The sequence below is a fragment of the Brevibacterium sp. CT2-23B genome, assembly GCF_013168765.1.
Classification (GTDB): Bacteria; Actinomycetota; Actinomycetes; order Actinomycetales; family Brevibacteriaceae; genus Brevibacterium; species Brevibacterium sediminis.
The window spans coordinates 74,935-100,652 of record NZ_JABBYK010000008.1 but is presented as its reverse complement, the minus strand read 5'-3'; the positions used below and the strand labels follow the sequence as shown (position 1 = coordinate 100,652).

The window sequence follows — 25,718 nt, the reverse complement described above, 5'->3', positions numbered from 1 at the left end:
CCGAGGCGGCTCCGCCGTCACGCACCACCCCGACTCGCCGAGGAGGTCCTTCCCTAGCGCGCGATCCCGGACCAGCCGCCGCGTCTCCCCCGTTCAGCGAGGATCTGCTCGCGGAGGATATCCGCGTGACCGCAGTGCTGGGCGAGCTCCCGCAGGACATGGAGAAGCACCCATCGCAGCGGCATCGGCCCGGCCCGATGACCGGTGAGCACGGTGTCGAGATCCATTCCCTCGATCGCCGAATGCGAGCGCTCCACGGCGGCCTGGTAGTCAGCCGAAACGCTGGCGATCGTGTCAGTGGAGTCGAGGAGGAAGGAGTCTTTTGAGTCGTGCGGCAGTCCATAGTCGACCCGGCTCCGGCCGGTGACTGCTTCACCGAACCAGACGGTTTCGACGAACACCGCATGTTTGAGCAGAGACAGCAGGCGGGTTCTGCTCGGTACCAGGGATCGCCTCGCTTCGTCTTCGCTCAGGTCGTCGAGGGTCCCGAGCAGATGCTGTCGGTGTTCGTCGATGAACGCTGTGAACTGTGCGGCCAGGTCGGCCTCTCGCATGGCGAAAGTGCTGTTGGCGTCGACTCCGTTGCCTGTCATGTCCCCACTGTAGAGCCGCCTCGGCGAGGGAGGACCGACCTGATCGACGACTCGCCCGAAATCGCAGGGGATCAGCATCCTTGTCCGCCACGTCCCCCACCCCTATGCTGAAGTGACCCACGTACACCGTCGTTCGGGCAGGAGCCTTGGCATTGTCGCCGGAGCCGTCGACTTCAGGGCATCACCGCTCAGAGGAGGTCGCTCATGTCCACCACGTCAATGCATCCGGCCACGAGTGCTTCGCAGAACCAGCCCGAGAACCAATCGCAGTCCCCCGCGCTGCCCTACGCCCGCCGCCGCGATCAGCTCGTCGGATCCGTCATCGATGCCTCCACCACGGTGCTCGCCCAATATCACCATGACATCGTCAAGTTCGGCATGGGTGCGCCGGCACCGGACATGCTCCCGGACGCGGACTTCGCCCGCATCGCCTCGGACGTCTTCTCTCCGGAGAACTTCACCTACGGGGAGACGAAGGGCGAGCCCATCCTCATCGAAGCCCTCCACGACTACCTCGCCGCCACCGAACAGATCCCGCCCGAACAGCAGGGGAACCGCGACCGTCTCCTCATCACCTCCGGCGGCATGCAGGGACTCGATCTCGGGTTCAAACTCTTCGTCACCCCCGGTGACCTCGTCGCCTGTGAGTCGCCGACCTATACGAACGGTTCGGCGACGGCCATGAGCTATGAGGCGGAGATCCTCGAGATCCCCGTCGACGACGAAGGCATGCAGATCGACGTCCTCGAGGAGCACACACAGCGCACCGGGCGCGCCCCGAAGGTCATCTACACCGTCCCGACCTTCCAGAACCCCGCTGGCGTGACCATGTCGCTGCCGCGTCGCGAGCGGCTGCTCGAATTCGCCCACCGCCACCGGTCGGTGATCATCGAGGACAACCCGTACGGAATGCTGCGCTTCGAAGGTCAGTCCCTGCCCGCGCTGAGCGACCTCAGCCCGAACGATCCCCTCATCTTCGGGGTGCGCACGTTCTCGAAATTCGTCGCCCCGGGTCTGCGAGTCGGCTGGATCGACGTCGATCCCGAGGTCCGCGAGCTCGCCGTCAACGCCAAACAGACGATGGACTCCTGCGCCCCCGTCCCCAACCAGCACCTCATCGCCCGGTGGCTGGCCGAAGGCGGCGCCGACTCGCACGTCGAGGCCTTGCGAAAGGCCTACCGCGAGCGGAAGATTGCGATGTCGGAAGGGCTGGAGAGAATCTTCCCCGGAGAGATCCGAGCCACCGATCCCGACGGCGGATTCTTCCTGTGGGTGACCTTCGAGGACGAATCCATCAACACCGAAGACCTCATGACCACCGCACTCGAGGAAGGTGTGGCCTACATTCCCGGTCCTGCGTTCTCACCGGCCGGGAACTTCTCGAACGCGCTGCGCCTGTGCTTCGCCTCGGCCGCCCCCGAGCGCATCGACGACGGCCTGCAGCGTCTCCGCCGTGCCGTCGACCGCTACCGCGCAGAGCGCTGATCACCAGGACGACACCTTCGCCGAGGCGGCTCCGACCTCGCCCGACCACGACGTCCGAGCGCTCCCGAACCGACGACCCCGCCTCGGCCGAACAGGCGGGCGCGGCCGCCTGTTCGGCGACCGTTTTCAGACCTCGCCGAGGCGGCCGATCCATTGGATGAGGAGCTGAGTCTCCGTTTCGCCCAGGATGTCCGGATTCGCCGCAGCACGTTCGATGACAGCATGACCCAGACGACCGTCGCCCGGTTCGCTCTGTCCGGTTCCGGTGATGGCGGCGAGGACGCCTTCACGGACGCCTGCCGAAAGTTCGGGATCGTTTTTGCCTTGAATGATCAGTCGCAGGGTGACGCCGATATTCGTGGCGAGCACATGAGCGGCCGCCTGCTCGTGGCCGACGACGAGCCGTCCGTCCTGTTCCGCTTTGAGCGTCAGACCGCGCAGAATCTCGCTCGGCTTCGACTGCGCCTCGGGTGAATAGCCGGGTCTGACCTTGCCGTACATGAGGGTGTAGAAACCCGGATTCTCCAGGCCGAAGGCGACGTGAGCATCCCAGCCCAGACGCAGATCCTGAATCGGGTCGCCACTGGATTCGGTCGAGGATTTGGCCGACAGATACATGTCGAAGCCACGCTCCACGACGGCCTCGACCAGTCCCTGCTTGTTGCCGAAGAAATGGTACAGAGTGGGCATCTTGACCCCCGCCGCGTCGCAGACCGCGCGCAGAGAGAAGTCCTCTCCGGGCGTCGCGGCAATGAGGTCGGCGGCCGCTTCGAGCAGGCGGGTCCGTGTATCCGTTCCCTCAACTTCTGTCATATCGCTATATTATAGTGTACCGTCGATATAGTCCGATGTAACAACGATACGGAGGTTGAGACCATGACCGATCAGACTCTGCAAGGCAAGACCATCCTCATCGCAGGAGGCGGGAAGAACCTCGGCGGACTCATCGCTCGACAGGCCGCCGCAGCCGGAGCCGATATCGCCGTCCACTACAACTCGGAATCAACGCGCCCGGAGGCCGAAGAGACACTCGCGGCCGTCGAGGCCAGCGGATCGAAGGGCGTTCTGCTCACCGGAGATCTCACCAAGCCCGCCAACGTCGAGAGGCTCTTCGACGATGCCGTCTCGGCGCTGGGGCCCATCGATATCGCGGTGAACACGACTGGCAAGGTTCTGCGCAAGCCCATTGCGGAGACCACCGAAGACGAGTACGACGCGATGTTCGACATCAACGCGAAGGCCGCGTACTTCTTCATCAAGGAAGCAGGCAAACACCTTGCCGACAATGGGAAGATCGTCACCATCGTCACCGCCCTGCTCGCCGCGTTCACCGACGGCTACTCGACCTACGCCGGCGGCAAGAGTCCGGTCGAGCACTTCACCCGAGCCGCGGCGAAGGAGTATGCCGACCGCGGCATCTCCGTCACCGCCATCGCGCCCGGGCCCATGGACACTCCCTTCTTCTACGGTCAGGAGACCCCGGAACGAGTGGAGTTCCACAAATCGCAGGGCATGGGCAACCGTCTGACCCGAATCGAAGACATCGCACCGATCGTGCGATTCCTCGCCACGGAAGGCAGCTGGATCACCGGCCAGACGATCTTCGCCAACGGCGGCTACACCACTCGCTGAGGCGGACACGACACTTCCGTCCCCTGAGCACCCATCCAACAACCACCTCTCGAAACCACAGGAGCACACATGTCAGATCTGCAGATTCCCGAACCCGTCGCCGGCTTCATCGACACCGTCAACGCTCACGATGACCAGGGTTTCCTCGACGCATTCACCTCTGACGGAGTCGTGGATGACTGGGGCCGCGAGTTCCAGGGCCGAGAGGCCATCAAGGCGTGGAGCGACAAGGAGTTCATCGGCGCAACCGGCATCCTCACGCCAGAGGAGGTCACCGTCGACGGGAACGACGTCATCGTCGTCGGCGATTGGCGTTCGACGCATGCCAACGGTCGATCATCATTCGCCTTCATCATCGACGGCGACAAACTGAGCCGGATGACGATCCGCGAAGGCTGAGGCTCGGCGAGCGCTGATACCCCAGCGGGGGCCGTCGGATGCCGGCCATCTTCGGATGCCGGCCATCCGACGGCCCTTTCGCTATGGTCCTGTGGCACAATATTGGTGTCGCGACTGCGCGGCACGGCGGTGGGGCTCGCCGTACCCAACCTCGGAAGCGGAACCTCGGTGTTCGTCTTCGACAACAGTCCCTACCTCGACCGGCTTCAGCATGCCCGAAAGGTAGGAGAGACCATGACCGCCAGCCCCGATCCGATATACGACGGGCCGCCGCGCGCCCGCATCATCCTCGGCGTCGTCCCCGATCAGCCCGCCGAGGTGATCGCCGCCGCCGCGGACTACGCCGCCCACTTCGACGCCGAGCTCGTCTGCGCCCACGTCGACGAATCCCGCTACACCGTTGAGACTCGTCCCGACGGCTCCGTGCTCTCGATGCCCATCGATCCGGACACCACCGACGAGGCAGCCACCGAGTTCGACCCCGAACTCGAGCACCGCATCGCTGCCGCCCTGGAAGGCACGAATGTCGCCTGGTCGACTCGCGCACTGGCCGGGTCACCGGCACAGGAACTCGACCGGCTCGCCGAGGCGCTCGATGCCCGCATGATCATCCTCGGCGTCCGTCGCGCAGGTGTCCGCGGCTCATTGCATGAGTTCTTCAACGGTTCGGTCGCGATCCAACTGTCAAGGCGCCAGCATCGCCCCCTCGTCGTCGTTCCGCTGGCGACAGGCACCGGTGGCATGGACGACCCCGAAGCTCCTGCGACGTCGCCGACCCCGGGCGCGTCCCCCACTACTGAGCCTCAAACCGGCGAGGGCGAGCAGTGACCCGGCCGGTCCACCTGCGCCTGTCCTATCTGGGGCTCGCGCTCATCGGCGGCGTACTCGGAACCGCGGCACGCGAGGCGATCAGCCTGAGCCTGCCGCCCCTCGGCGATGTGCCGTGGGCAATCCTCACGGTCAACATCCTCGGGGCGTTCCTGCTCGGCCTGCTGCTGGATTCCCTGGCGCGCAGCGGTCCAGATGAAGGGTGGCGTCGCCGAACACGGATCCTGGTCGGCACCGGCTTCATGGGCGGATTCACCACGTACAGCGCACTGGCCGCGGATACGGCGGGCCTCCTCGGCGCGGATCCGGGCGGTGCGAGCAACCCCGGCATCGGCCTTGCCTACGCAGTGGGAACGGTACTCATCGGCGGTCTCGCCACGTTCGCCGGCATCGCCACCGCCGGTGCCCTCCGTCGAGGAGGTGCCCGATGACCCCGCTGGTCTTCATCGCCCTTGCCGCCGCCGGCGGACTCGGCGCCTCATCACGAATGCTGATCGACGGACTCATCAAGTCCCGCATGAGCACGGCCCTGCCGTGGGGAACGATCATCATCAATGTCTCGGGATCACTCGTGCTCGGCCTGCTGACCGGACTGGCCGGAGCGAACCTGCTTCCGGAAGCCTGGCACCTGGTGCTCGGCACGGGATTCCTCGGCGGCTATACGACGTTTTCGACGGCGAGCTTCGAGACTGTTCGGCTTCTCCAGGAACGTCGCTGGGTCGCCGGCCTGGTCAACGGGCTTGGCACCCTCGTCTTCGCCACGGCGGCCGCGACGATCGGAATGTGGCTCGGCGGCCTGGCTTAGCTGCGACCGACCGTTCTGGGCTCAGCCACATCTCCACACGCTCACCCTCGGCGAGACGCTGTCCGCGCAGACGCCGAACGGCCCATTTGAAGGTGAAGAGCCCATATTCAAATCTGAGCTTTTCACCTTCAACTGGGCCGTCAGCGTATGAGCATTGAGCCGCTCCAGCGACTCTGCCTCAACTCACTTATACGCGCGGTGGTACTGAGCCGGGCGGTAGTCGATGTCGAAGCGCAGGGCGTCGGCGGCGCGCAGCGCGAAGTTCGGATCGCGGAGGTGCTCACGGCCCACGAGGATCACATCGGCCTGGCCGGTGGCCAGAATGTGCTCGCCCTGGAACGGTTCGCTGATGAGGCCGACGGCCGCGGTCGGCAGCCCCGATCCCTGCCGCACGCCGGCGGCCAGGGTCGTCTGGTAGCCGGGACCGACGGGAATCGACGCCATCACATTGCCGCCGGAGGAGACGTCGATGAGGTCGACACCGTGTTCCTTGAGCCATCCGGCGACCTCCACTGTGTCGTCGAGCGTGAGCCCGCCTTCTGTCCAGTCCGTCGCGGAGAGGCGCACGAACACGGGAACGTCCTCGCCCACCTCGGTGCGGGTGGCATCGACGATCTCAAGCAGCAGTCGGGCCCGGTTCTCCAAGGTTCCGCCGTAGGAGTCGGTGCGGGTGTTGCTCAGGGGCGACAGGAACTCATGGAGCAGATATCCGTGTGCGGCGTGGATCTCGACGAAGTCGAACCCGGCCTCGATCGCCCGGCGGGCCGAGGACCGGAAGGCCGCGACCACCTCGGCGATCTCTGTTTCGGTCAGTGCTCGCGGTTCGGCGAGGCCGTCGAAGGCCAGTGCGGACGGAGCCACGGTCTGCCAACCGCCTTCGTCGACGGGCAGGCTGCCGTCGCGGTCGGTTCCCCATTCCGGATAGGTCGAGGCCTTGCGGCCGGCGTGGGCGAGCTGGATGCCGGCGGCCGCGCCCTGGGTGTGGAGGAAGTCGACGATGGGGACGAAGGCGTCGCGCTGTTCGTCGTTCCACAGCCCCAGATCCTTGGCCGAGATGCGCGCCTCCGGAGCGACTCCGGTGGCTTCGACGATGACGGCGCCGGCTCCGCCGCGGGCCATCGCACCGTAGTGGACGGTGTGCCAAGGAGCGGGGACCCCGTCAAGAGTCTCGACGGAGTACTGGCACATGGGCGGTACCCAGATCCGGTTGCGGAAGGTCAGGCCGCGCAGTGTGAGCGGCTCGAACAGCAGATGAGACATGACACCTCGTGATCTCGTCGAAAGTAGTCGGCTGGAAGTATGAGATTTTTCGTACTTCGAGTTCGCACTTTACTACGATGAATTTCGTACTACCAAATATTTCGTACAATAGAGAGATACGGCGCTACCTGTGATCGGTGGCTGTTCAGACGACATCCACCGACGCTGACCGCCACGATGGCGAGATGGGAGGATCCAGATGCGCACACTCGACCACCCCAGCAGGGACGAGATGAGACTCGACACCGTCCTGGCCGCCCTCGCCGACCCGGTCCGCCGGACAGTCGCCTGCAAACTCAACGACGCTTTCGGCGATCATGCGTGTGCGACCTTCGAGCTGCCGGTGTCGAAGTCCACGGCGACCTACCACTTCCGCACACTGCGCGAAGCGGGTGTGATCCGCCAGGAATATGAGGGCACGAAGATCATGAATACCCTGCGCAAGGACGATCTCGACGCCCGTTTCCCCGGCCTCCTCGACGCCGTGTTCGCCGCCCAGGACATCGAACGCGCCGAGGCGACCGCCCCCGAATCTCGCGACTGACCCGACCGCTCCTCCTCCAAGCCCGAATTCGCCGGTTCGCTTCTGCGCGGACCCTCGTCGAGACGAGCGATCAGGCGCCTCTCCCCGCACGAACAAGCCCCCTCTCCCCCGCTGACGAAAGTTAAGTGTGGCCAGATTGCCCGCTGCTTGCGAGCAGACGAGCAATCTGGCCACACTTAAGTCGCAATCGGGACCACCTCGTCGTTCTGATTGAGCACCTCGACGCGGAAATCGACGATGCCGTCGGACCGGGGCTCAGCTCCTGACCGGCCGCCCCTCCTGCCGGGCCTTGGCCCGACCGCGAGCAAGATCGACCAGTCCGATGATTCCGGCGAAGACGATGACGAGCGCAATGAACCCGAAGCCCGCGACGATGGCGGCGCCGTAGCCGGCCACCGGCTGGACGACGAAGAACACGGCGGTGACGATTGCGATGCCGATGGCCGTGCCCACCCGCTGCCCGGTCTGCATCACACCGCCCGAGCTGCCCGCATACTCGACGGGCACCTCAGCCAGAGTGAGCGTCTGATTCGGGCTGATCGCCATGCCCTGCCCGAGGCCGGTGACCCCGAGTGTGAGGAGCAGCCACCAGATGCTGATCCCCCAGGCCTCATGCGCCAACACGAGGAGCGCCGAGGCGACGACCCCGGTCAGACCGATTGCGACCCCGAGGACGACCATCTTCCGGCCGAAGGTGAGCACGACACGGCCGGCCGCCTGTGCTGCGATCGCCGAGAGCAGCGCCGAGGGCAGACCGACGAGGCCCGCATGGAGGGCGGGGAATCCGAGACCGTTCTGCAGGTAGAGCGCGACGATGACCCAGATGCCGGGCATACCGACGAAATACATGGACGTCAGCGACGCCCCGTAGGCGAAGCTGCGTGTCCGGAACAGCTGCATGTCGACCATCGGTGATCCGCCTCGGCGAGAGTATCGGTTCTCCCACCGCACCCACAGCCAGACGACGGCGACGCCGACCGGGACGAGGGCGTAGATCCAGGCACCTGCGCTGCGCTCGAGGAAGGGCAGCATGACCAGCAACGTGCCCACGCCGAGCAGAACGAGCCCGACCGGGTCGAAGTCGGCGCGGCGTCGGCCGTGCGAGTCGGAATCGGTGCCGGCGCCGACCCAGGCGCTCCTCGGGAGCCAGAACCGGCCGAGGATGATTGCGGCCAGGGCGATCGGCACGTTGATGAGGAACGCCGAACGCCATCCCCACTCGTCGCCGAGAACAGCGATGAGTCCACCGCCGAGCACGGGGCCGATGCCCACGGAGACACCGACGATCGTGCCGAACATCCCGAAGGCGCGACCGCGCACCTGGCCGTGGAAGTACTGTTGGAGCATCCCCACCCCCTGGGGGCTGAGCAGGCCGGAGCCGAGACCCATGACGACACGGGCGATGTTGAGCACGAGCGGGTCCGGGGACAGTCCCGAGATGAGGGAACCGAGGGCGAAGACACTGACGCCGATGACGAAGAGCCGACCACGGCCGAAGAGGTCACCGGCTCGGCCGGCGGCCACGAGCAGCACGCCGAACGCGAGCGTATACCCCGAGAGCACCCACTGGATCGCCGAATTCGAGGCGCCGATCGAGCGCTGCATGTCGGGGAGGATGACATTGACGATCGAGACGCTCAGCAGCGACATGAACATCGGGACGAGCATCACCGCCAGGATCTTGCGCTGCTCTGCCGTCATGACCGTCTCGGAAACATTACCCATTCATATAGTTCTACGCCGCCCTGCCGACAAGCACAATCGGCCTCCGCGGTGCGTTTGCTCACGCACCACGAAGGCCGATCTGTCCGAAAAAGCTGCGGCGGGCCTACTCCCCGCGGCCGATGGCTTCCACTGCCTTCGGGTCAGAGGAGTGCAGGAATTCCTCGATTCGCGCGGCCTCTTCGCCTTCGCCGATCGCTCCGGCGGCACGGCCGAGCGCGTAGAGCGCACGGAGGAATCCGCGGTTGACCTCATGCGAATACGGGATCGGTCCAGCGCCGCGCCAACCGGCGGCGCGCAGGGCGTCGAGTCCACGGTGGTAGCCGACGCGGGCGTAGGCATAGGCGTCGACGAGGCGGCCTTCTTGGTGCGCTTCATCGGCGAGTTCTGCCCAGGCCAGGGACGATGCAGGCAGTGCGGCCGCGACATCGATTGGCTCTTCACCTGCGTCGATGCGCTTGCGAGCGTCGACGTCCGGGTGGTCGTCGGGCAGGTAGGTCGGCTGTGGGCCGAGCTGGCTGGCATCCAGGTTTCCGATATGCGACGGGTTGCCGATGGGCTGGGTCATTGCGTCTCCTTCGTAGTCGGGGTCATAGTCAACATTTTCTCGCCGAGGCGGCTGTCCGCCCCAGCGTCACGTTCAGTTCGGGGCCGCAGTCAGTTCTTCTTCACTTCGGACGGCAGCACCTTGTACGGGTTCGCACTCAGTGCTCCGGTGACCCCGGCGTCGGCGAGCTTCTCGAGCTGCTTCTTGTCCTTGACATCGGTGGCCCAGACGGCCAGGTCCACTCCGGTCCACTTCTCGGCGACATCGGCCTCTGCGGCCAGGGCCGTGTATCCGCTGCCGGACAGCGACTCGTTCCGTGTTGCCGTCAAGTCCCCGGTGAACATAGCGCCGACTCCCGCATCGGCGGCGGCACGAGCCACCTCGGGGTCATCGGTGCGCACGAGCGTCGAGTCCTCGAGCCCCGCCTCGGTGATGGTCTTCAGGGCCGGGGTTGCCACCTCGGCGGAGTCGATGGCGGGCATGAAAACGGTGTCCCCGCCGAACTCGTCGACGATCTGGTCCCAGGTGATGGGATCGCCGGGACTCGTGTCCTTGCGGGCCGGTTTGATGGTCTGGTCGAGGAATTCGTGCGCGTCGAGCTCGTCGAGGCCCTTCTTCAGGCCCATGTCCTCGGCGGCGGTCTCCGGGTTCGCGGCCACGATCGTGCCGTCGCCCAGAGCGGTGAGTGTGGGCGCGGGCAGGTAGCCGAACTTCACGTTCTCGGTGAAGGCGAGCTTCGAGTTCGCCGGGTACACCGACGATCCGCCGTCGAGGGCGCCCACGGCCGGTGGGTTGAGCGAATCGACGGTCAGCTGGTCATCGGAGCCGAAGATGTTCATCGCGAACACACCCGCGACGAGGAGGACGACGATGGCGCCGGCCCACAGGGGTGCGTTGAATTTCTTCGGCTCGGGACGATCGGGCACGGGAATCCGCTCGCGGGATTCGGGATCGACGCTCGGCAGCGGATCATTGGTGCCGCGGCCGTAGCGGTCCCGGTGGGCCTGGCTCGGTTTCTTCTTGCTCATCGGCTGCTGTCCTTCGTCGTTCCGGCTCCGGTGACGAGTCCCCGGAGGAACCCGGCGCCCCAGCACAGGTGCATGGTCGGCAGGACGATACCGAACCAGAATCGCTCGCGTCGTCCGCAGTCCTTCGCCGCCGAGACGGTGGCCAGGATTCCGGCAATGTAGCCGAAGCTGGGGACGTGGATGAGGGAGGTGAAGCGGCGGAGGAACTTCGGCCACCGCTTCGTCGATCCGGACAGTTGGAGCAGGGTCTCGATCACGGCCGCGCCCATGCCGAGCACGAGCAGCGGCGGGGCGAAGTAGCGGATGGAGTTCTGCGACCCGTAGCGGCGGATGAGTTCGGCCCGCCAGATTCCGGTGGCCCAGAACTGCTGCGCGATCTTCGACCAGGTGCCGCGCGGCCAGTACGTGACTTCCATGTCCGGGTTGAACCAGATGCGGCCGCCGGCGGAGCGGATGCGCAGGTTGAGTTCCCAGTCCTGACCGCGTTTGATGCCTTCGTCGAATCCGCCGAGGTGGTCGAACACTTCCCGACGGTAGACCCCGAGGTAGGCCGATTCGGCTTCCTGCGCCTCGTCGCCGGAGTGGTAGGCGGGACCGCCGAGGCCGACCGGGGACATGTAGGCCCGCGCCACGGCCTTCTGGAAGGAGGTCTTGCCGCGGGCGAGCATGAGTCCGCCGCAGTTCGCGGCCTTTGTCTCGCGCAGGGTGTCGATGGCCTGTCTGGTGTACTCGGCGCCGAGTCCGGAGTGCGCGTCGACGCGGATGATCACCGGGTGTCGGGTCGCGGCGATCGCGAGGTTGAGTCCGATCGGAGTCGCGGCCTGCGGATTGTCGACCGTCTGGATCCGCGGATCACGCGCAGCCATCGATGCGATGATGACGTTCGTATCGTCGGTCGAGGGGCCGAGGGCGAGGACGATTTCCTTGTCCCCGTCATACTCCTGAGCGAGGATCGTGGTGATCGCCTGCTCAATGTGTTCGGCCTCGTTGAGGACCGGCATGATGAAGGAGACACCGGGCTTCTCGTTAAGCGGCGGAAGGCCCTCCGGGGTCAGGATCTCAAGTACTTTCGACACGCCCTCAATCTTCCCACACCCGCGCGGACCCGGTCTTGAGGGGGCGTACAGGTGGGCACCGTCAACGAAGTGGCCCGACCTGGTCAGTCCTCCGACTCCGGGATGAGCGCATGGTGGAGTCCGCGTCGCAGTTCGAGATAGGCCGGATCGGCTTCGATGACCTCCCGGTCGCGAGGTCGGGCGAAGGGAACGTCGAGTTCGGCCTGGATGCTGGCCGAGGGGCCGTGGGAGAGCACGAGGACCCGGTCGGCGAGCAGGAGCGCCTCATCGACGTCATGGGTGACGAGGACGAAGGTGCGCCGTTCGTGCTCCGACAGGCTCAGCAGCTGCTGCTGCAGCGAGTACCGTGTCAGCGCGTCGAGGGCGCCGAGTGGTTCGTCGAGGAGCAGGACCTCGGAGTCCAAGGCGAACGCGCGGGCGATGCCGACCCGCTGCGCCATGCCGCCGGAGAGTTGCGCCGGTTTGAGGTCGGCGGCCTCGGTGAGCCCGACACGCTCGAGCCATCTGTCGGCGATCGCCTCCCGTTCCTCGGCGGTGTTCGCCGAGGTTCCGGCCGCCTCGAGGGCGAAGAGCACATTCCCCTTCGCGCTCAGCCACGGCAGCAGCACGTGCTGCTGGAATACCATGCCCATGCCCCGGGTCGGCCTGCGCACGGGTTCACCGGACAGTGAAACCTGCCCGCGATCCGGAGTCTCGAGTCCGGCGAGGATCCGCAGCAGCGTCGACTTCCCCGACCCCGAAGGACCGATAACGGCGACGAATTCACCATCGGCGATCTCGCAGCTCACGTCGACAAGGATCTGCTGTCTCCCGCCCTTGGGCCGGCGGAAGCTCTTCGAGATTCCATTCAGACGCAGCTGCGGGGCCGCCTGCGCGGGGGTCTGTTCCGGGGCCGCACGGGGCTCAGAGGTCTGTGGGGTCTGTGGGTGAGTCTCTGCGCTCATGATGCGGGCACCAATCGGTGGAGCTGGGCGACGGCACGGTCGAGGAGGAATCCGACGATGCCAATGATGAGGATGGCGACGACGATCGAGTCGATGTTCATGGCGTTCCATTCGTTCCACACGAAGGTACCCATGCCGCGGTTGCCGACGATCATCTCGGCGGCGATGATGACCAGCCACGCCGTCGACAGGGAGGTACGCAGTCCGGTGACGATCGACGGGATCGTCGCGGGCAGCGTGATCCGCACGATCCGGCGCAGCGGTGTCGTCTCGAGCGTTCGGGCGAGGTCGAGGTAGGCGGGGCTTATCCGGTGGACGCCGTCGATGGTGTTGATGAGGATGATCCACAGCGAGGCCATGAAGATGACGAACACCGCGGTGGCTTCTGAGTCGCGGAGGATCGCGAGGCCGATGGGCAGCCAGGCCAGCGGGGAAACGGGACGAAGCACCTGCACGATCGGGTCGAGGGCGGCGTCGAATGTGCGGCTGTTGCCGAGAACCAGGCCGAGTGGGATCGCGATGAGCGCCGCCAGCCCGAAGCCCAGCAGCACACGGCGCAGGGAAGCCGCGAGGTGGAATACGATGCCGACGTCGTTCGGCGGCTGGAAGACGAACGCGGTGGACAGGACTTCGATGAGCCGGTGCCAGCTGGCGGCCGGGGTCGGGGCGAGGCCGCCGTCATCATAGCCGGCGGTCACCAGCAGCCAGGCGAGGACGATGGCCGCGAGGACGATGAGGAATAGCCCGACGCGAGTGGCGATGGCGTGCAGGCGCTTGGCCGCAGCCGTCCGCGGCGATGTCGGTTCGCCGGTGATGTCGGCTTGACCGGCTCCGTCTGCGCGGTCCGGCGCGTCGGCCCCGTCGGTCCTCTGCCCCCGCTGTATCAGCTTCGTGCTCATGGTCTCAGACGCTCCATTTCTCTGGATGGCGTGGATCGAAGGTGCGGCCGAGCACGGTCTCGCTCGTGTGCTCGCGCGTCGTCCCGCCGAGGCGGTCGAGCACTCCGGTCGCCGCATGCGAGTCGAAGACGGTGGCCACTGCGTCGCGGTAGTCATCAGCTCGGGAGAAGCGCTGGTCGCCGGTCAGGCCCTGGCGCTGCATGGCATCGAGCATCCACACTCCGTAGGACTCGTGCGGATAGGGCTGGAAGCCGATCCGGTCGGGCACGGATCGCTTCTTCCCGGTTCCGTCGGGGAACTTCCCCGTCAGCACTGCTGTGAGCACTGGCTGCGGCATCCCCAGGGCCGAGCCTTGGGCCATGAGGCCGGCGGTCTCGGCTCGGTGGGCGGGGTTGTCGGCCCACAGTGCGACGTCGCCGAGAGAGCGCAGCAGCGCCGTGTAGGTGTTCGGGTTCGCGGTGGCGAAGTCGTCGGCGACAGCGAAGCTGCAGCACGGGTGGTCCGGCCACAGCTCCTTGGTCAGCAGGTGGATGAATCCGGCCTTCTCGGCCACAGCGCGCTGGTTGAATTGGTCGGGCAGGCAGAAGGCGTCGAGTTCGCCCACGGCCATCGCGGTGACCATATCGGCCGGGCGCATGATCCGCAGGTCGACGTCATGGTCCGGGTCTAGTCCGCCGGAGGCAAGGTAGTCGCGCATGAGCAGGCTGTGCACGGAGTAGTCGAAGGGCAGGCCGACGCGCAGGCCGCCGAAGTCCTCAGGTCCTTTGACCTTGCCCAGCAGAGATCGCGAGACGCTGATGCCGTTGCCGTTCGTGTTGGTCACGTACGGCAGCCGCAGGTCACGTCGACCGGAGGCGAAGTTGTGGTGGATGGCCAGCGGCATCGGTGCGAGCATCTGCGTGGCGTCGAGTTCGCCGGCGACGAACGCGATCCACAGCTCTGCCCATCCGGTGTACCGGCGCAGGGTGACGTCGAGTCCGTACTTCTCATAGACGCCGAGGGCGGCGGCTGTGACGATCGGTGTGCCGCAGGTGATCGGCACGTATCCGATCGTCACTGCTGTCCGTTCGATCCCCGCAGGCCTGTCGAGGGAGGGGGTGAAATCCGCCGAGGCGGTGCCGCCCGTTCCCGTCGGTCCGGGTGCGCATGCGCTCAGCAGCGCGGCGGCGGAGACCGAGGCGCCCAGCCCCAGAAGGCGTCGTCTCGACAGCGCCGATGCGGACGTCTCCCCCATCATCTTCTCCCTGTGTGCCCGGTGTCGGTCATTCGTCGGTCGCGTACCGGCCGTGCTGCGGCTCAGCCCAGCCGGCCGAGTTCCCACCGCAGCTGCGGTTCCGACGGCGACTGCACGGGAATGAAGGTCGCTTCCCTGAAGCGCCGATTCGAGTGGGAGCCGACCGCGTAGCCGCGGCCGCCTGCGGTGCGGATCTCGAGCGCCGAAGCAGCGGTCGCGAGCCGTCCGGCTTCGAGGCGCAGTGAGAGCACCTCGCGCGGTTCGGGCCGCTCGGCGGTGCCGATACGTCCGATGATGTCGACAAGGCCGCTCTTGGCGTCCACGAGAGCCTGACCTTCTCGGACGACGTCGTCGGTGAAGACTTCGTTGATGCCGCGCAGTCCCGCCTCGGCGCCGGCGTGGGCGGCCGCCGCCAGGCCGAGGCAGAAGCTCGACTGGAGGACGGCTGCGACGGGGCGCCAGCGGGCGAGCAGACCGGAGAAATCCTCGCCGATGACCTGCGCGGAGGCGAGATCGGCGATGTCGACGCCCACCGAGGTCGACGCGGTGCCCTTGAGCGCAAGCAGGTCGAGCTCGGGGCCGGCGGTGACGCCGTCCTCGGACAGTGAGAACGCGACGATCGACTTCGGGCCCGACCGGCGATCGGTGGAGCCGATGGCGTCGGCCGGCGAACCGTAGGCGGCCGAGACGATAACCGCGTCGGGGTAGAGGTTCGACGCCCAGGCGAGTTTGCCGCGCAGGGCCAGACCGGTTCCATCGGAGCCGACTTCGAGTCCGAGTTCACCGGCACCGGCGGAGGCTTTGAAGGCCGGGGCCATTCCGGAGACGCCGACGGTCTCGCCGCAACGGAGTCCGTCGAGGTGGGCCCCGGCGAAGCTGCCGCCGGTGGTGGCGAGGTACTCGATGGCCATCCGCTGGCCCCAGATGGAGAATGCGAGGCTCAGCGAGTGTCGGGCGATGGTCTCGATGACCGCGGCCTGGTCGAGCAGCGTCCCCCGCGCAGACTGACCGTCGGTGCCGGGTACACCGAGGTCGAGGAGTCCGGCGCGGCCGAGCTCCGGGAGGAATTCGGCCACTTGCCGGTCACCTCGATCGAGGGCGGGGGCCGCCTCGGCGATCGTCTCGAGCAGTTCGGCGGGGACGATCTCCGAGGTGAGTGCGTCGGCCGGGCTGCTGATGGAGTCGACGCTCATGGTCAGGCGTTCGCCCCGGTGGTCGTCGAGGTCTCGAGTTCCACGGGGCGGATGAAGGTGTTGGCGACCGGCGACCATCTGACGGCGTCGTCGCTGATCTTCTGGAGCGTTTCGTCGTCGGCGTCGCCGTCGAGGGAGATGTTCGCGCGCACCTTGGTGATGCCCAGTTGCTTCTCCGGGTCGAGGTCGCCGACGCCCCAGACGGCGGAGATGTCGATTTCGCCCTCGAGGGCGATCTCGAGCTTGGTCAGGGTGACGCCGCGGTAGGTGGCGATGGCCTGGATGCCGACGTTGATGCAGGAGCCGAGGGCGCCGAGAGCGATCTCGGTCGGGTTCGGGGCCTTGTCATCGCCGAGGAGTGGGTGCGGTTCGGAGATGAGGAACGGTTCGTGGTCGCGGGCGTAGTTGAGATTGCGGAATCCTGACTCCGTCACGGAGCGGACCTTGATCGTCTTACGCCCCTGTTCCGGGGTGGCCTTGTTCTTCTCCGAGAGATCCTTCAGGCGATCGACGTCGATGTTCTTGGTGGTATCAATGCTCATCTGGCTCACACTCCGTTTCAGTCGGACGAGGTTGTCGATGCCAAGCTATCGACATGAACTGTGAAGCGGAGTCACTTCGTCATCTTTCGACATAAATTGCTCAACAGTTCAGGCATTTCAGGCTGCACTCTCAATCTGAAGACGATGCAGTACCCGAAATCCGCCGAAGTGAGGCACAAAGGGACGAGGGATGTGTTGAACCATTCGATCAGCGGACATCGCTGTCGCCGCCTGCACCTCGAACAGCGAACAGCCCCGCTCCGTCCGTGCCCGCCCCGGGGATTCCTCGGCGGACCCATCCGGCGATTTCAGCCGGCAGCTACGGGCTCGATCGGCAGGTCGTGCTCTGCGGCGAAATCCACCCAGTGCGCGGTCGGCTTCCCGGCGAACGTGCTCTCGAGCACGGCCTCCTCGGTGCCGATGTGCGCGGCCAACGCCTTCGCAAAATGGGGCTCGAGGCAGGCGACGGCGATGTGCCCATCGGACGTCGGGTAGGTCCGATAGAACGGCGATCCCCCGCCGAGGTGGCCCCCGGGTGAGCTCAGACCGTGCCGTGCCGGTCCTGCCGCCCATGCGGCAGCATCATCGAGGACGATCCGCTTGACGATGCCGCCGGCGGCACCCAGCTGCTCCTTCTGGCGCAGACCGGCGAGCGCCTCGAGGGCGGCGTGTTCGCCGCCGAGGACGTCGGCGATGGGCACGGTCGGCATCGTGCCAGGTACGAGTGTGGAGTGTGCTGCCTGATAGGTGAGGTCGTGGCCGGGCACATCGGCGCGGCCTCCGGCAAAGCCGACGATCTCGACATGGACAAGTCCATGCTGTTCGACGAGCTCGGGCAGGCCGAGAGCGGCCGCCGCCCGCGGTCTCATCGCCGTCAGCAGCACCTGGGCATCGGCGGCGAGGGCCTCGAGCTCTGCCTTGCCGGCAGGATCCTTGAGGTCGATTCTGCGGATGTCCTGGCCGACGGTCAGTTCTCGGTAGTACTCGGGCACAGCGGCATCGAGAGGGTCGCCGGTGAGCGGTTCGACCTTGATGACCTCGGCTCCCAGGGCGCTCAATCGGGCGGCGGCCAAGGGGCCGGGCAGGTTCACGGCGAGACTGATCACCGTGACTCCGTCAAGTGGTTGCTGGTCGGGCACCGCGTCTCCTCGTATTCGGCCATGGAATCGGCTCACAGCACGACTGCTGCACGTCATCGTCTTTCACCGAATGTATTGGAAACTGAAAGAGTGTTCAATAAGCGGCGCCCGATTGTCGTCGGCCCCACATGATCCACCCACCCTCACCTGCGCAGATATCACACCCGCCGTCTGCCGGGTTGTGCCGTGCCGCACATTCCCGTACATTCACAACATAGGACATCATACGTCTTACGTGTTGGTCTTCTATGTCAGATGGGACTTCCGCTCGCACTCACGCCCGCGCCGGTCCCCTACGTTCATCCACGTGAGGAGGGAGCATGGACGCTCGGGGACTCGGCGGCCTCAACTGGGCTGTGATCATCATCTACCTCTTGGCCACCCTCGGCATCGGAGTCTGGTTCACCAAGAGAGCAAGCGGCGGAACAGAGGAGTTCTTCAAGGCCAGCGGGCGGATCCCGGCCTGGGCGGCGGGCTTCTCCATCTACGCGACGACGCTGTCGGCGATCACGTATATGTCCACGCCCGAGCAGGCCTTCCTCGCCGACTGGTCCTATGCAGCCGGCAATATCGCGATCTTCGCGATCGTCCCGCTGCTCGTGCTCTTCTACATCCCGTTCTTCCGCAAGCTCGACGTCACCACGGCGTACGAGTACCTCGAGGAACGCTTCGGCCCGAGCATCCGCGTGCTCGGCTCGGTTCTCTTCGTCCTCTTCCACATCGGCCGCGTCGCCATCGTCATCTACCTGCCGACACTGGCCATCAGTTCGGTCACCGACATCAACCCGGCGCTCGTCGCCGGAGCCGTCGGCGTACTCTCGGTCGTCTACACCTTCCTCGGCGGCATCGAGGGCGTCATCTGGTCCGATGTCGTCCAGGGCATCATCCTCCTCGTGGGTGCTGCGGTCATCCTCGTCTTCGGCGTCATGGCCATCGACGGAGGTCTCGTCACGGTCGCCGCCGACGCCGCAGCCGATGACAAGTTCATCTCTGCCGACAACTGGAAGTTCGGCGGAGCCGCAGCGGCCATCCCGATCGTCTTCCTCGGTTCGGTCTTCAACAATCTGCACCAGTACACGGCCAGCCAGGACGTCGTCCAGCGCTACCAGACCACGGATTCGCCGAAGTCGACGGCCCGTTCGCTCATCGTCAACGGCTTCCTCGCCCTGCTGACGATCCCGCTGTTCTATGGCATCGGCACTGTGCTCTACAGCTTCTACCAGCACTCGGAGGCCCTGCCGGAAGGCTTCAACACCTCGGCGCTCGTGCCTTACTTCGCGGTCACCGCTCTGCCGGCCGGTGTCTCGGGTCTGCTCATCGCCGCGATCTTCGCTGCCGCGCAGTCAACGATCTCCTCGAGCCTCAACTCGATCTCGGCCTGCGTGACCGTCGACATCCGCGACCGCTTCTTCCCGCCCAAGGACGGCCGGCCCCGCACGGGAGTCGGCTTCTCCCGCGCCGTCATCGTCATCGTCGGTGCCCTGTCCGTCGGGGTTGCGCTCTACCTCTCGGCGACCGATCAGGCCCAGACCTGGGACCTGTTCCTCTCGATCACCGGACTCTTCGGCGTCCCACTGGCCGGCGTCTTCGCCCTCGGTATCTTCACGAAGCGGGCGAACACCTCGGGAGTGCTCGCCGGCCTCCTGCTCGGTGCCGCACTGGCCTGGGTCGTCCAGGAGCAGGCCGGACTCACACCGTTCGCGGTCTCCACCGTCGCGTTCATCGGCGCCATGGTCTTCGGCTACCTCATCTCCCTGCTCACCGGAGCGATGCAGCGCGGCCGCGGCGACCACGATGTGCTGCCGCTGACGATCTACGGTAAGCGCTCGGCCTACACTCGCCGAGTCCCCACCGAACCTGCCCGGGAGCCTGCCGCATCCGTGGCTTCCTCCCCCGCAATCTCCGCCGACTCTGCCCCGACGATCGGATCGGCTCCGGCCGACTCCGGGGCCGCCTCGGCGAGCAATGAGAAGTACGACAAGTAAGGACACGACCATGACTGACTTCCACGGAATCATCCCGCCGCTGCTGACTCCGCGCACGGAATCCGGCGAGATCGACCGGGCGGGCATCGCCGCCCTCGTCGACCACCTCGTCGCCGGCGGTGTGCACGGAATCTTCGTGCTCGGGTCCTCCGGCGAGGTCCCGTACCTGACGAACGCCGAGCGCGACCTCGTGCTCTCCACCGCAATCGAGGCCGCCGCCGGCCGGGTGCCAGTCCTCGTGGGCATCAGCGAGCAGACGACGACCCGCGTCCTCGAAGAGGCCGACCGTCTGCTGGCCATCGGCGGTGACGCGGCCGTCGTGACCACGCCGTTCTATGCGCTGTCCGATGCCGCCGAGGTGGAGCGCCACCTCCGAGCCGTCGCCGCCCATATCAGCGTGCCCCTGTACGCCTATGACGTGCCGGTGCGCACGCATATGAAGATGCCGCTCGACGTCCTCGTCCGCCTCGCCGAGGAGGGTGTCATCGCCGGAGTCAAGGACTCCTCCGGCGACGATGTCGGCTTCCGCCGTCTGCTCCTCGCGACGAAGCACCTGCCGGACTTCGCCGTCTTCACCGGCCACGAGGTGGTCACCGACGGTGCGATGCTCGGCGGCGCGGCGGGCATCGTCCCCGGGCTCGGCAACGTCGACCCCGCCGGGTACGTGCGCATCTATGATGCCGCGAAGGCCGGCGACTGGCAGGCAGCGGCCGCCGAGCAGGACCGCGTGGCGGCTCTGTTCGACATCACCGGAGCCGCGACCCCGGGACGCGTGTCCGCAGGTGCGGCGGGCCTCGGCGGATTCAAGACGGCCCTGCAGCTCATGGGCGTCATCGGCTCGAACCGGATGGCCGAACCGATGGAAGCGCTCAACGCCGATGAGGCCAAGCGCGTCCGCGAGATCGTCGCCGCCGCAGGACTGCTGTGACCCTGCCCGCCACCGTCGCCGTCGATGTCGGAGGCACGAAGATCCGTGCCGGCTCCGTCATCGACGGCGAACTTGCGCACGTGCGCAGCGTGCCGACGCCCGCGGCAGATGGTGCCCAGGCGGTTCTTAACACCATCGCCGAGGTGGCCGCCGCCGTCATCGCGGAGACGTCGGGTTCGCGTGGCGCCGGGTCCGGCGGCCGTGGCAGTGCCGGATCCGGCGGTCTTGCCGGGGGCGGGGACGGCTCGGGTTCCGAATTCGCATGGCGGATCGGCATCGGCGCGGCCGGGGTCATCGATCCTGTGACGGGAACTGTGGTCTCGGCGACGGAGTCGCTGCCCGGATGGGCCGGAACGGACCTGGTCGCTGAACTCACTGCGCGCACCGGCCTACCCGTGCGCGTCGTCAACGATGTGCACGCTCATGCCCTCGGCGAGGCCGCCGCCGGAGCTTCGCGCGACTCTCGGAGTTCGCTGCTCGTCGCGGCGGGCACCGGCATCGGCGGCGGGTTCATCACCGATGGTCACCTGCTCACTGGCCGGAATTCTGCCGCCGGTCACATCGGGCATGTGCCCTCGGCAGCCGCGGCTGGCCTGGCCTGCCCGTGCGGCGGCACCGGTCACGTCGAAGCCATTGCCTCGGGGCCTGCCATCCTCAATACCTATCGGCGTTTAGCCTGCGGCTCCGCCGAGTCCAATACCGAGCCCGCGGAACCTGCGGCGCAAGGTCAGTCCCACAATTCGGCATCGGCGACAGCGTTCCGCGCCCCCACCTCGACGCCGAACTCACGGTCCGATCGCGCTGGGGCGGCGCCGGCCCCAACGAACACCCGAGAATTGGCGGTGGCCGCCTCGGCGGGGGATGCATTGGCGCTTCGCGCCTTCGACATCGGGGCGCGTGCCCTCGGCTCGGCACTCGGTGGGATCGTCAACGTGCTCTCCCCTGAGGTCGTCGTTATCGGCGGCGGACTCGCCGATATGGACGAGACCTGGTGGGCACCTCTGCGCGAGGCTTTCGCCGCGGAACTCATCCCCGCCGCCTCCGGAATCCCGCTGGTGAAGGCAGAATTGGGGCAGGACGCCGCGCTCATCGGCGCTGCCGGCCCCTGGAATGACGAGCCCGGCCAGAAGCACTGAGAGCTTCCGCTCCATCACACCAACGAACTGCCCACCTCACCAACACACTGACGAACTCGCAGAACCGCCAGAAGAACCGCCAGTAGAAGGAGACTCACTGATGCTGTCGAAGACCGAGATCCTCGAGGCGCTGCGGGGACGGCTCATCGTCTCCGCTCAGGCCTATCCGGGCGAGCCGATGCGCGATCCGAGGACGATGGCGCAGGTGGCGGCCTCGGCGGTCAGCGGAGGAGCATCAGCCGTACGAGTGCAAGGTCTCGGCGACATTCAGGCAACCCGCTCGGCCGTCGACGTCCCGGTCATCGGGCTGTGGAAGGACGGCAAAGACGGAGTCGTCATCACCCCGACCTTTCAACACGCGTATGCGGTTGCTCTGGCTGGATCCCACATCGTCGCTCTCGATGGGACGCGGCGGGAACGACCCGACGGACTGAGCCTGGCCGACACGGTCGAACGCCTCCACGAGCAGACGAACGCCCTGGTCATGGCCGATTGCGGCAGCCTTGACGATGCAAAGGCAGCGGCAGATGCGGGAGCGGACATCGTCGGCACGACTTTGGCCGGGTACTCGGGAGAACGACCGGCCACCGAAGGCCCCGACCTCGAGCTCATCAGTGCCATCCGCGCGGCAGAACTGCCTGCGCTGCTCGTCGCCGAAGGCCGCATCCACACCCCGTTGCATGCCACCGCCGCGCGTGAAGCCGGCGCCCACTCCGTGGTCGTGGGCACCGCGATCACGCATCCCGCGACGATAACCTCGTGGTTCACCGAGGCCGTCGAGGGCTGAGTTCGCAGGTAAGCGGCCCGGGAGGAGCTGACCGGCTACCCGCCCGGGTTGATCTCGCTCCGAGGCCCCGCCAGCTGCCTGCCCGGGGCGAAATCGTTCAGAGGCTCTGCCACTCCGGTTTGTTCTCAAACGCGTGGCGGTAATAGTCGCCGAGCTGCAGCCTCGACGCCGCCGCATCATCGAGCATGACAGTGACATGCGGGTGCATCTGCAGCACGGTCGCGGGCCACATCGCCGATATCGGCCCCTCGACCATCTGATGCACTGCCTCGGCCTTGTTGCCTCCGGTCGCGACGAGCACGAGATGCTTCGCCTCCATGATCGTGCCCAGCCCCTGGGTCAGACACAGCTTCGGCACCTGCTCGACGTCGCCGTCGAAGAACCGCGCATTGTCGAGCCGCGTCTGATGCGTCAGGGATTTCACCCGTGTCCGCGAGGCCAGGGATGATCCGGGTTCGTTGAACGCGATGTGACCGTCGCTGCCGATCCCGAGGATCTGCAGGTCGATCCCGCCCGCCTCGGCGATCTTCCGTTCATAGTCCGCCGAGGCGGCCGCCAGGTCATCGGCGGACCCCTCGGGACCGTGGACGGCCCCCTCCGCGAAATCGACGCGAGTGGCGATCTCAGCGTCGATGACGTTGCGATAGCGCTGCGGATGGTCGTCGGCGATTCCGACGTATTCGTCGAGCATGAACGCCTGCGCGCGGGCGAAGGACAGCCCTTCGTTCTTGTGGCGGGTGGTCAGCTCGTCGTAGATGCGCAGCGGGCTCGAGCCGGTCGCCAGCCCGATGACCGGTGCAGCCTCGGTGCGCAGCAGCGCCTCGATCGCGTCGGCGGCGAGCTCCGCCAGCGTGTATTCGTCGGCGATGACGACTTCCATGTGGTCTCCTTCGGCGTTCAGTCAATCATTTCTGTTCGAGGGCTCGCATGATCGGCTCATAGTGTGCGGTGATCGCGGCGCGGAAGGCTTCGGCATCGCCGGATTCTGCCGCTTCGAGCATGAGGCCGTGGGCACGCGCGGTCTTCTCCAGGTCGGCGGCCACGGCGACGTTGAGTTTGGGTAGGACGGCAGTATGCACATCCCAGAACGCTGCGACGAGTTGGCCGACGAGCGAGTTTCCGAGTTTCGCGAGCAGTCCCGTGTGGAAGGCGCGATCCTGCTGCGGGAAGGTCTTGCCGTCAGCGGCGAGCGCGGTCATCTCGTCGACCAGATCCTTGAGTTCGGAGTTCTCCGTGCCGTTGAGGGCGTGGACGATCTGCTCGGACATTCCGTGGTCGAGGGCCTTGCGCACTTCGACGACATCGCGCAGTGCGTCGAGGTCGTCGCCGGGGCTGAGGACGCCTCGGAAGACGAGGGCTTCGACGAGCGCGTCGAGCGTCATCTCGCCGACGTAGGTGCCGTGACCGTGCCGGACGTCGACGATGTCGAGGGTCGAGAGTTTGCGGATGGCTTCCCTGACGTTCGACCGCGAGACGCCGAGGCGGGTGCACAGTTCGCCTTCGGTCGGCAGCAGGTCTCCGGGACGCAGACCATCGGAGAGGATGAGATCCTTGATCCTGTCGGAGGTCGTCACTTTCCGTCCGGTTTCCGCCGTCTCCGTCATGATCACCTTCTGCTGGTCGTTCCACGCTGAGCCTCCAGTATACGTCTGACATCAGATGTGTCGGCAGTCGTTCTTCGATGTCGAGACGCTTGGACCGTGACGTCAACCGGCCTTGGCATATGCGGATGTCGTCCTGGCTACTAGGGTGGTAGTCACAGGCGGTCGCTCGGCGGCCGAAATCTACGACGCATTGGAGCACCCATGACTGGATTGGTGGCCACATTCGCCATAATCATCGTCATCCTCATCATCGCCGTTCTGCTTTTCGGCAAGCTGCGCACCAGCATGTTCTTCACGGTGAAGACGCAGGAGAACGTCATCGTCGAGCGATTCGGCAAGTTCAAGAAAGTGGCAAAGCCGGGATTGAACACGAAGGTGCCGTTCATCGAGACGACGAGCCGGCCGATCTCGCTGCGCGTCCAGCAGCTCGAGGTCAACATCGAGTCGAAGACGAAGGACAACGTCTTCGTCACGGTTCCCGTCGCCGTTCAGTACGTCGTCGAAGAGAACAATGTCGCCGACGCCTACTACAAGCTGGCGAACTCCGAGGAGCAGATCCGCTCCTACGTCTTCGACACCGTTCGTTCGGCTCTGTCGGGCCTGACTCTGGACACGGCGTTCGAGTCGAAAGACGATATCGCGGAGAACGTCGAGGGACGGCTCTCGGAATCGATGAAGCGCTACGGCTTCAAGATCGTCAGCAGCCTGGTCACGGATATCACCCCGGACCCGAAGGTCCGCGATTCGATGAACTCGATCAATGCCGCACAGCGTGACCGTGTCGCCGCTCAGTCGCTCGCCGAGGCGGACAAGATCAAGCGCGTCACCCAGGCTCAGGCGGAGTCCGAGGCGATGCGCCTCCACGGCGAGGGTGTCGCCGCTCAGCGCAAGGCGATCGCGACGGGTATCGCCGAGCAGTACGCGAAGCTGCAGGAGGTGGGCATCGACAAGACGGCCGAGCAGCTGCTGATGATGACCCAGTACTTCGACACCATGCAGAACGTCGCCCAGGAGGGCCGGTCGAACGTGCTGTTCATGCCTTCGAACCCGGGCGGGCTGGGCGAGATGGGCCAGGAGATCCGCAACGCCCTGTTCGCCGCCAACGCCGCCGAGGATGGGGCGACCTTCACGGCGCCCGAGAGCAGGTACACCTCGAGCCACCGCTCCGATCAGGCCAGCGTTCCCCCTCAGCCGTCCAACCCGCCGAGCTCGGGTGGCTCCAATGGCTCCGACGGCTCGGGTCATGACGGTCGGTCAGGTGGCCCCGGAGGTTCCGGCCAGTCGCTCGGCCAGTCCGTTCGCTCTGCAGCCCAGTCGGCTCAAGCGGCCGCTCAGCAGTGGAAGAACTCCAAGCAGAATCCACAGCAGTAACCGAGGGCCGAGCCGGGCCGCAGCAGTGACCGGGGGC

Annotated in this window: 27 protein-coding genes; 12 read left to right on the top strand and 15 right to left on the bottom strand. The window is 66.3% G+C overall.

What is annotated here, in order from left to right:
• Positions 1–53: 53 nt before the first annotated feature.
• Positions 54–593, bottom strand: a complete 540-nt coding sequence (locus HIM68_RS17910; protein WP_253904051.1) for a DinB family protein — start codon at positions 591–593, stop codon at positions 54–56.
• A 204-nt stretch (positions 594–797) separates the two neighbouring features.
• On the opposite strand from HIM68_RS17910, the gene HIM68_RS17905 reads away from it, so the two are divergent.
• Positions 798–2,078: a PLP-dependent aminotransferase family protein gene (locus tag HIM68_RS17905; RefSeq protein WP_253904050.1), complete on the top strand. Its 1,281-nt coding sequence runs from the start codon at positions 798–800 to the stop codon at positions 2,076–2,078.
• Positions 2,079–2,204: 126 nt separating this feature from the next.
• Here HIM68_RS17905 and HIM68_RS17900 read toward each other — a convergent pair whose 3' ends face one another.
• The gene (locus HIM68_RS17900) at positions 2,205–2,891 is read right to left on the bottom strand and encodes a TetR/AcrR family transcriptional regulator (protein ID WP_172174944.1); all 687 of its coding nucleotides are present in this window, start codon (positions 2,889–2,891) and stop codon (positions 2,205–2,207) included.
• A 63-nt stretch (positions 2,892–2,954) separates the two neighbouring features.
• Here HIM68_RS17900 and HIM68_RS17895 point away from each other — a divergent pair, with 63 nt between their 5' ends.
• The 5 genes from HIM68_RS17895 (at position 2,955) to crcB (ending at position 5,742) form a co-directional block, all read left to right on the top strand.
• The gene (locus HIM68_RS17895; RefSeq protein WP_172174941.1) at positions 2,955–3,710 is read left to right on the top strand and encodes an SDR family oxidoreductase; all 756 of its coding nucleotides are present in this window, start codon (positions 2,955–2,957) and stop codon (positions 3,708–3,710) included.
• A gap of 69 nt (positions 3,711–3,779) precedes the next feature.
• Positions 3,780–4,109, top strand: coding sequence for a nuclear transport factor 2 family protein (locus HIM68_RS17890; RefSeq protein ID WP_139469895.1), 330 nt, complete (start codon positions 3,780–3,782; stop codon positions 4,107–4,109).
• A gap of 234 nt (positions 4,110–4,343) precedes the next feature.
• Positions 4,344–4,937, top strand: a complete 594-nt coding sequence (locus HIM68_RS17885; RefSeq protein WP_172174938.1) for a universal stress protein — start codon at positions 4,344–4,346, stop codon at positions 4,935–4,937.
• Positions 4,934–5,368 (top strand): CrcB family protein, encoded by a 435-nt coding sequence (locus HIM68_RS17880; protein ID WP_172174935.1) that lies wholly within the window; start codon positions 4,934–4,936, stop codon positions 5,366–5,368. The genes HIM68_RS17885 and HIM68_RS17880 overlap by 4 nt, the downstream gene beginning before the upstream one ends.
• Positions 5,365–5,742, top strand: a complete 378-nt coding sequence (gene crcB / locus HIM68_RS17875) for a fluoride efflux transporter CrcB (protein WP_172174932.1) — start codon at positions 5,365–5,367, stop codon at positions 5,740–5,742. Before HIM68_RS17880 ends, crcB begins: the two co-directional genes overlap by 4 nt.
• Positions 5,743–5,925: 183 nt before the next feature.
• Here crcB and HIM68_RS17870 read toward each other — a convergent pair whose 3' ends face one another.
• Positions 5,926–7,002, bottom strand: coding sequence for an NADH:flavin oxidoreductase/NADH oxidase (locus tag HIM68_RS17870; RefSeq protein ID WP_172174929.1), 1,077 nt, complete (start codon positions 7,000–7,002; stop codon positions 5,926–5,928).
• A 199-nt stretch (positions 7,003–7,201) separates the two neighbouring features.
• Here HIM68_RS17870 and HIM68_RS17865 point away from each other — a divergent pair, with 199 nt between their 5' ends.
• Positions 7,202–7,546 (top strand): helix-turn-helix transcriptional regulator, encoded by a 345-nt coding sequence (locus HIM68_RS17865; protein ID WP_139469891.1) that lies wholly within the window; start codon positions 7,202–7,204, stop codon positions 7,544–7,546.
• 255 nt (positions 7,547–7,801) lie between these two features.
• On the opposite strand, the gene HIM68_RS17860 is transcribed toward HIM68_RS17865, so the two are convergent.
• From HIM68_RS17860 to HIM68_RS17815, 10 genes are all read right to left on the bottom strand, one after another.
• The gene (locus HIM68_RS17860) at positions 7,802–9,271 is read right to left on the bottom strand and encodes an MFS transporter (protein WP_172174926.1); all 1,470 of its coding nucleotides are present in this window, start codon (positions 9,269–9,271) and stop codon (positions 7,802–7,804) included.
• 103 nt (positions 9,272–9,374) lie between these two features.
• Complete coding sequence (locus tag HIM68_RS17855) at positions 9,375–9,836, bottom strand: DUF3151 domain-containing protein (RefSeq protein WP_139469889.1); 462 nt, start codon at positions 9,834–9,836, stop codon at positions 9,375–9,377.
• Positions 9,837–9,925: 89 nt separating this feature from the next.
• On the bottom strand, positions 9,926–10,843 hold the full coding sequence (locus HIM68_RS17850; protein WP_172174923.1) for a hypothetical protein: 918 nt from the start codon (positions 10,841–10,843) through the stop codon (positions 9,926–9,928).
• Positions 10,840–11,919 carry a glycosyltransferase family 2 protein gene (locus tag HIM68_RS17845; protein WP_172174920.1) on the bottom strand — a complete coding sequence of 360 codons (1,080 nt, stop codon included), beginning with the start codon at positions 11,917–11,919 and terminating at the stop codon, positions 10,840–10,842. Before HIM68_RS17845 ends, HIM68_RS17850 begins: the two co-directional genes overlap by 4 nt.
• Before the next feature lie 83 nt (positions 11,920–12,002).
• Positions 12,003–12,863, bottom strand: a complete 861-nt coding sequence (locus HIM68_RS17840) for an ABC transporter ATP-binding protein (RefSeq protein ID WP_172174917.1) — start codon at positions 12,861–12,863, stop codon at positions 12,003–12,005.
• Entirely contained in the window at positions 12,860–13,762 is a 903-nt protein-coding gene (locus HIM68_RS17835) for an ABC transporter permease (RefSeq protein WP_172174914.1), read from the bottom strand. Before HIM68_RS17835 ends, HIM68_RS17840 begins: the two co-directional genes overlap by 4 nt.
• A gap of 4 nt (positions 13,763–13,766) precedes the next feature.
• Complete coding sequence (locus HIM68_RS17830) at positions 13,767–14,996, bottom strand: ABC transporter substrate-binding protein (RefSeq protein WP_172174911.1); 1,230 nt, start codon at positions 14,994–14,996, stop codon at positions 13,767–13,769.
• Positions 14,997–15,058: 62 nt separating this feature from the next.
• Entirely contained in the window at positions 15,059–16,189 is a 1,131-nt protein-coding gene (locus HIM68_RS17825) for an acyl-CoA dehydrogenase family protein (protein WP_172174908.1), read from the bottom strand.
• 2 nt (positions 16,190–16,191) lie between these two features.
• Entirely contained in the window at positions 16,192–16,731 is a 540-nt protein-coding gene (locus tag HIM68_RS17820) for an OsmC family protein (protein WP_172174905.1), read from the bottom strand.
• Positions 16,732–17,039: 308 nt separating this feature from the next.
• Complete coding sequence (locus tag HIM68_RS17815) at positions 17,040–17,870, bottom strand: CoA transferase (protein ID WP_367647583.1); 831 nt, start codon at positions 17,868–17,870, stop codon at positions 17,040–17,042.
• A 320-nt stretch (positions 17,871–18,190) separates the two neighbouring features.
• Between HIM68_RS17815 and HIM68_RS17810 the strand changes: the two genes are divergently transcribed.
• From HIM68_RS17810 to HIM68_RS17795, 4 genes are all read left to right on the top strand, one after another.
• The gene (locus tag HIM68_RS17810) at positions 18,191–19,855 is read left to right on the top strand and encodes a sodium:solute symporter (protein WP_172174899.1); all 1,665 of its coding nucleotides are present in this window, start codon (positions 18,191–18,193) and stop codon (positions 19,853–19,855) included.
• Positions 19,856–19,865: 10 nt separating this feature from the next.
• Positions 19,866–20,783 (top strand): dihydrodipicolinate synthase family protein, encoded by a 918-nt coding sequence (locus HIM68_RS17805; protein WP_172174896.1) that lies wholly within the window; start codon positions 19,866–19,868, stop codon positions 20,781–20,783.
• A complete protein-coding gene (locus HIM68_RS17800; RefSeq protein ID WP_367647582.1) occupies positions 20,780–21,919 on the top strand; it encodes an ROK family protein in 1,140 nt (379 codons plus the stop codon). Before HIM68_RS17805 ends, HIM68_RS17800 begins: the two co-directional genes overlap by 4 nt.
• A gap of 100 nt (positions 21,920–22,019) precedes the next feature.
• Positions 22,020–22,706, top strand: a complete 687-nt coding sequence (locus tag HIM68_RS17795) for an N-acetylmannosamine-6-phosphate 2-epimerase (protein WP_172174893.1) — start codon at positions 22,020–22,022, stop codon at positions 22,704–22,706.
• Positions 22,707–22,803: 97 nt separating this feature from the next.
• Here HIM68_RS17795 and nagB read toward each other — a convergent pair whose 3' ends face one another.
• On the bottom strand, positions 22,804–23,586 hold the full coding sequence (gene nagB, locus HIM68_RS17790) for a glucosamine-6-phosphate deaminase (protein ID WP_172174890.1): 783 nt from the start codon (positions 23,584–23,586) through the stop codon (positions 22,804–22,806).
• Positions 23,587–23,611: 25 nt separating this feature from the next.
• On the bottom strand, positions 23,612–24,310 hold the full coding sequence (locus HIM68_RS17785) for a FadR/GntR family transcriptional regulator (protein ID WP_172174887.1): 699 nt from the start codon (positions 24,308–24,310) through the stop codon (positions 23,612–23,614).
• Positions 24,311–24,511: 201 nt separating this feature from the next.
• Between HIM68_RS17785 and HIM68_RS17780 the strand changes: the two genes are divergently transcribed.
• Complete coding sequence (locus HIM68_RS17780) at positions 24,512–25,681, top strand: SPFH domain-containing protein (protein WP_253904049.1); 1,170 nt, start codon at positions 24,512–24,514, stop codon at positions 25,679–25,681.
• Positions 25,682–25,718 lie beyond the last annotated feature (37 nt).

What these genes read in the sequence shown, in the direction of transcription:
- HIM68_RS17810 (WP_172174899.1), top strand. Translation starts at nt 18,191, where the DNA reads ATGGACGCTCGGGGACTCGGCGGCCTCAACTGGGCTGTGATCATCATC.
- HIM68_RS17850 (WP_172174923.1), bottom strand. Translation starts at nt 10,843, where the DNA reads ATGAGCAAGAAGAAACCGAGCCAGGCCCACCGGGACCGCTACGGCCGC.
- crcB (WP_172174932.1), top strand. Translation starts at nt 5,365, where the DNA reads ATGACCCCGCTGGTCTTCATCGCCCTTGCCGCCGCCGGCGGACTCGGC.
- HIM68_RS17820 (WP_172174905.1), bottom strand. Translation starts at nt 16,731, where the DNA reads ATGAGCATTGATACCACCAAGAACATCGACGTCGATCGCCTGAAGGAT.
- HIM68_RS17840 (WP_172174917.1), bottom strand. Translation starts at nt 12,863, where the DNA reads ATGAGCGCAGAGACTCACCCACAGACCCCACAGACCTCTGAGCCCCGT.
- HIM68_RS17900 (WP_172174944.1), bottom strand. Translation starts at nt 2,891, where the DNA reads ATGACAGAAGTTGAGGGAACGGATACACGGACCCGCCTGCTCGAAGCG.
- HIM68_RS17910 (WP_253904051.1), bottom strand. Translation starts at nt 593, where the DNA reads ATGACAGGCAACGGAGTCGACGCCAACAGCACTTTCGCCATGCGAGAG.
- HIM68_RS17890 (WP_139469895.1), top strand. Translation starts at nt 3,780, where the DNA reads ATGTCAGATCTGCAGATTCCCGAACCCGTCGCCGGCTTCATCGACACC.
- HIM68_RS17805 (WP_172174896.1), top strand. Translation starts at nt 19,866, where the DNA reads ATGACTGACTTCCACGGAATCATCCCGCCGCTGCTGACTCCGCGCACG.
- HIM68_RS17895 (WP_172174941.1), top strand. Translation starts at nt 2,955, where the DNA reads ATGACCGATCAGACTCTGCAAGGCAAGACCATCCTCATCGCAGGAGGC.
- nagB (WP_172174890.1), bottom strand. Translation starts at nt 23,586, where the DNA reads ATGGAAGTCGTCATCGCCGACGAATACACGCTGGCGGAGCTCGCCGCC.
- HIM68_RS17855 (WP_139469889.1), bottom strand. Translation starts at nt 9,836, where the DNA reads ATGACCCAGCCCATCGGCAACCCGTCGCATATCGGAAACCTGGATGCC.
- HIM68_RS17785 (WP_172174887.1), bottom strand. Translation starts at nt 24,310, where the DNA reads ATGACGGAGACGGCGGAAACCGGACGGAAAGTGACGACCTCCGACAGG.
- HIM68_RS17905 (WP_253904050.1), top strand. Translation starts at nt 798, where the DNA reads ATGTCCACCACGTCAATGCATCCGGCCACGAGTGCTTCGCAGAACCAG.
- HIM68_RS17830 (WP_172174911.1), bottom strand. Translation starts at nt 14,996, where the DNA reads ATGGGGGAGACGTCCGCATCGGCGCTGTCGAGACGACGCCTTCTGGGG.
- HIM68_RS17870 (WP_172174929.1), bottom strand. Translation starts at nt 7,002, where the DNA reads ATGTCTCATCTGCTGTTCGAGCCGCTCACACTGCGCGGCCTGACCTTC.
- HIM68_RS17795 (WP_172174893.1), top strand. Translation starts at nt 22,020, where the DNA reads ATGCTGTCGAAGACCGAGATCCTCGAGGCGCTGCGGGGACGGCTCATC.
- HIM68_RS17865 (WP_139469891.1), top strand. Translation starts at nt 7,202, where the DNA reads ATGCGCACACTCGACCACCCCAGCAGGGACGAGATGAGACTCGACACC.
- HIM68_RS17860 (WP_172174926.1), bottom strand. Translation starts at nt 9,271, where the DNA reads ATGGGTAATGTTTCCGAGACGGTCATGACGGCAGAGCAGCGCAAGATC.
- HIM68_RS17780 (WP_253904049.1), top strand. Translation starts at nt 24,512, where the DNA reads ATGACTGGATTGGTGGCCACATTCGCCATAATCATCGTCATCCTCATC.
- HIM68_RS17835 (WP_172174914.1), bottom strand. Translation starts at nt 13,762, where the DNA reads ATGAGCACGAAGCTGATACAGCGGGGGCAGAGGACCGACGGGGCCGAC.
- HIM68_RS17885 (WP_172174938.1), top strand. Translation starts at nt 4,344, where the DNA reads ATGACCGCCAGCCCCGATCCGATATACGACGGGCCGCCGCGCGCCCGC.
- HIM68_RS17825 (WP_172174908.1), bottom strand. Translation starts at nt 16,189, where the DNA reads ATGAGCGTCGACTCCATCAGCAGCCCGGCCGACGCACTCACCTCGGAG.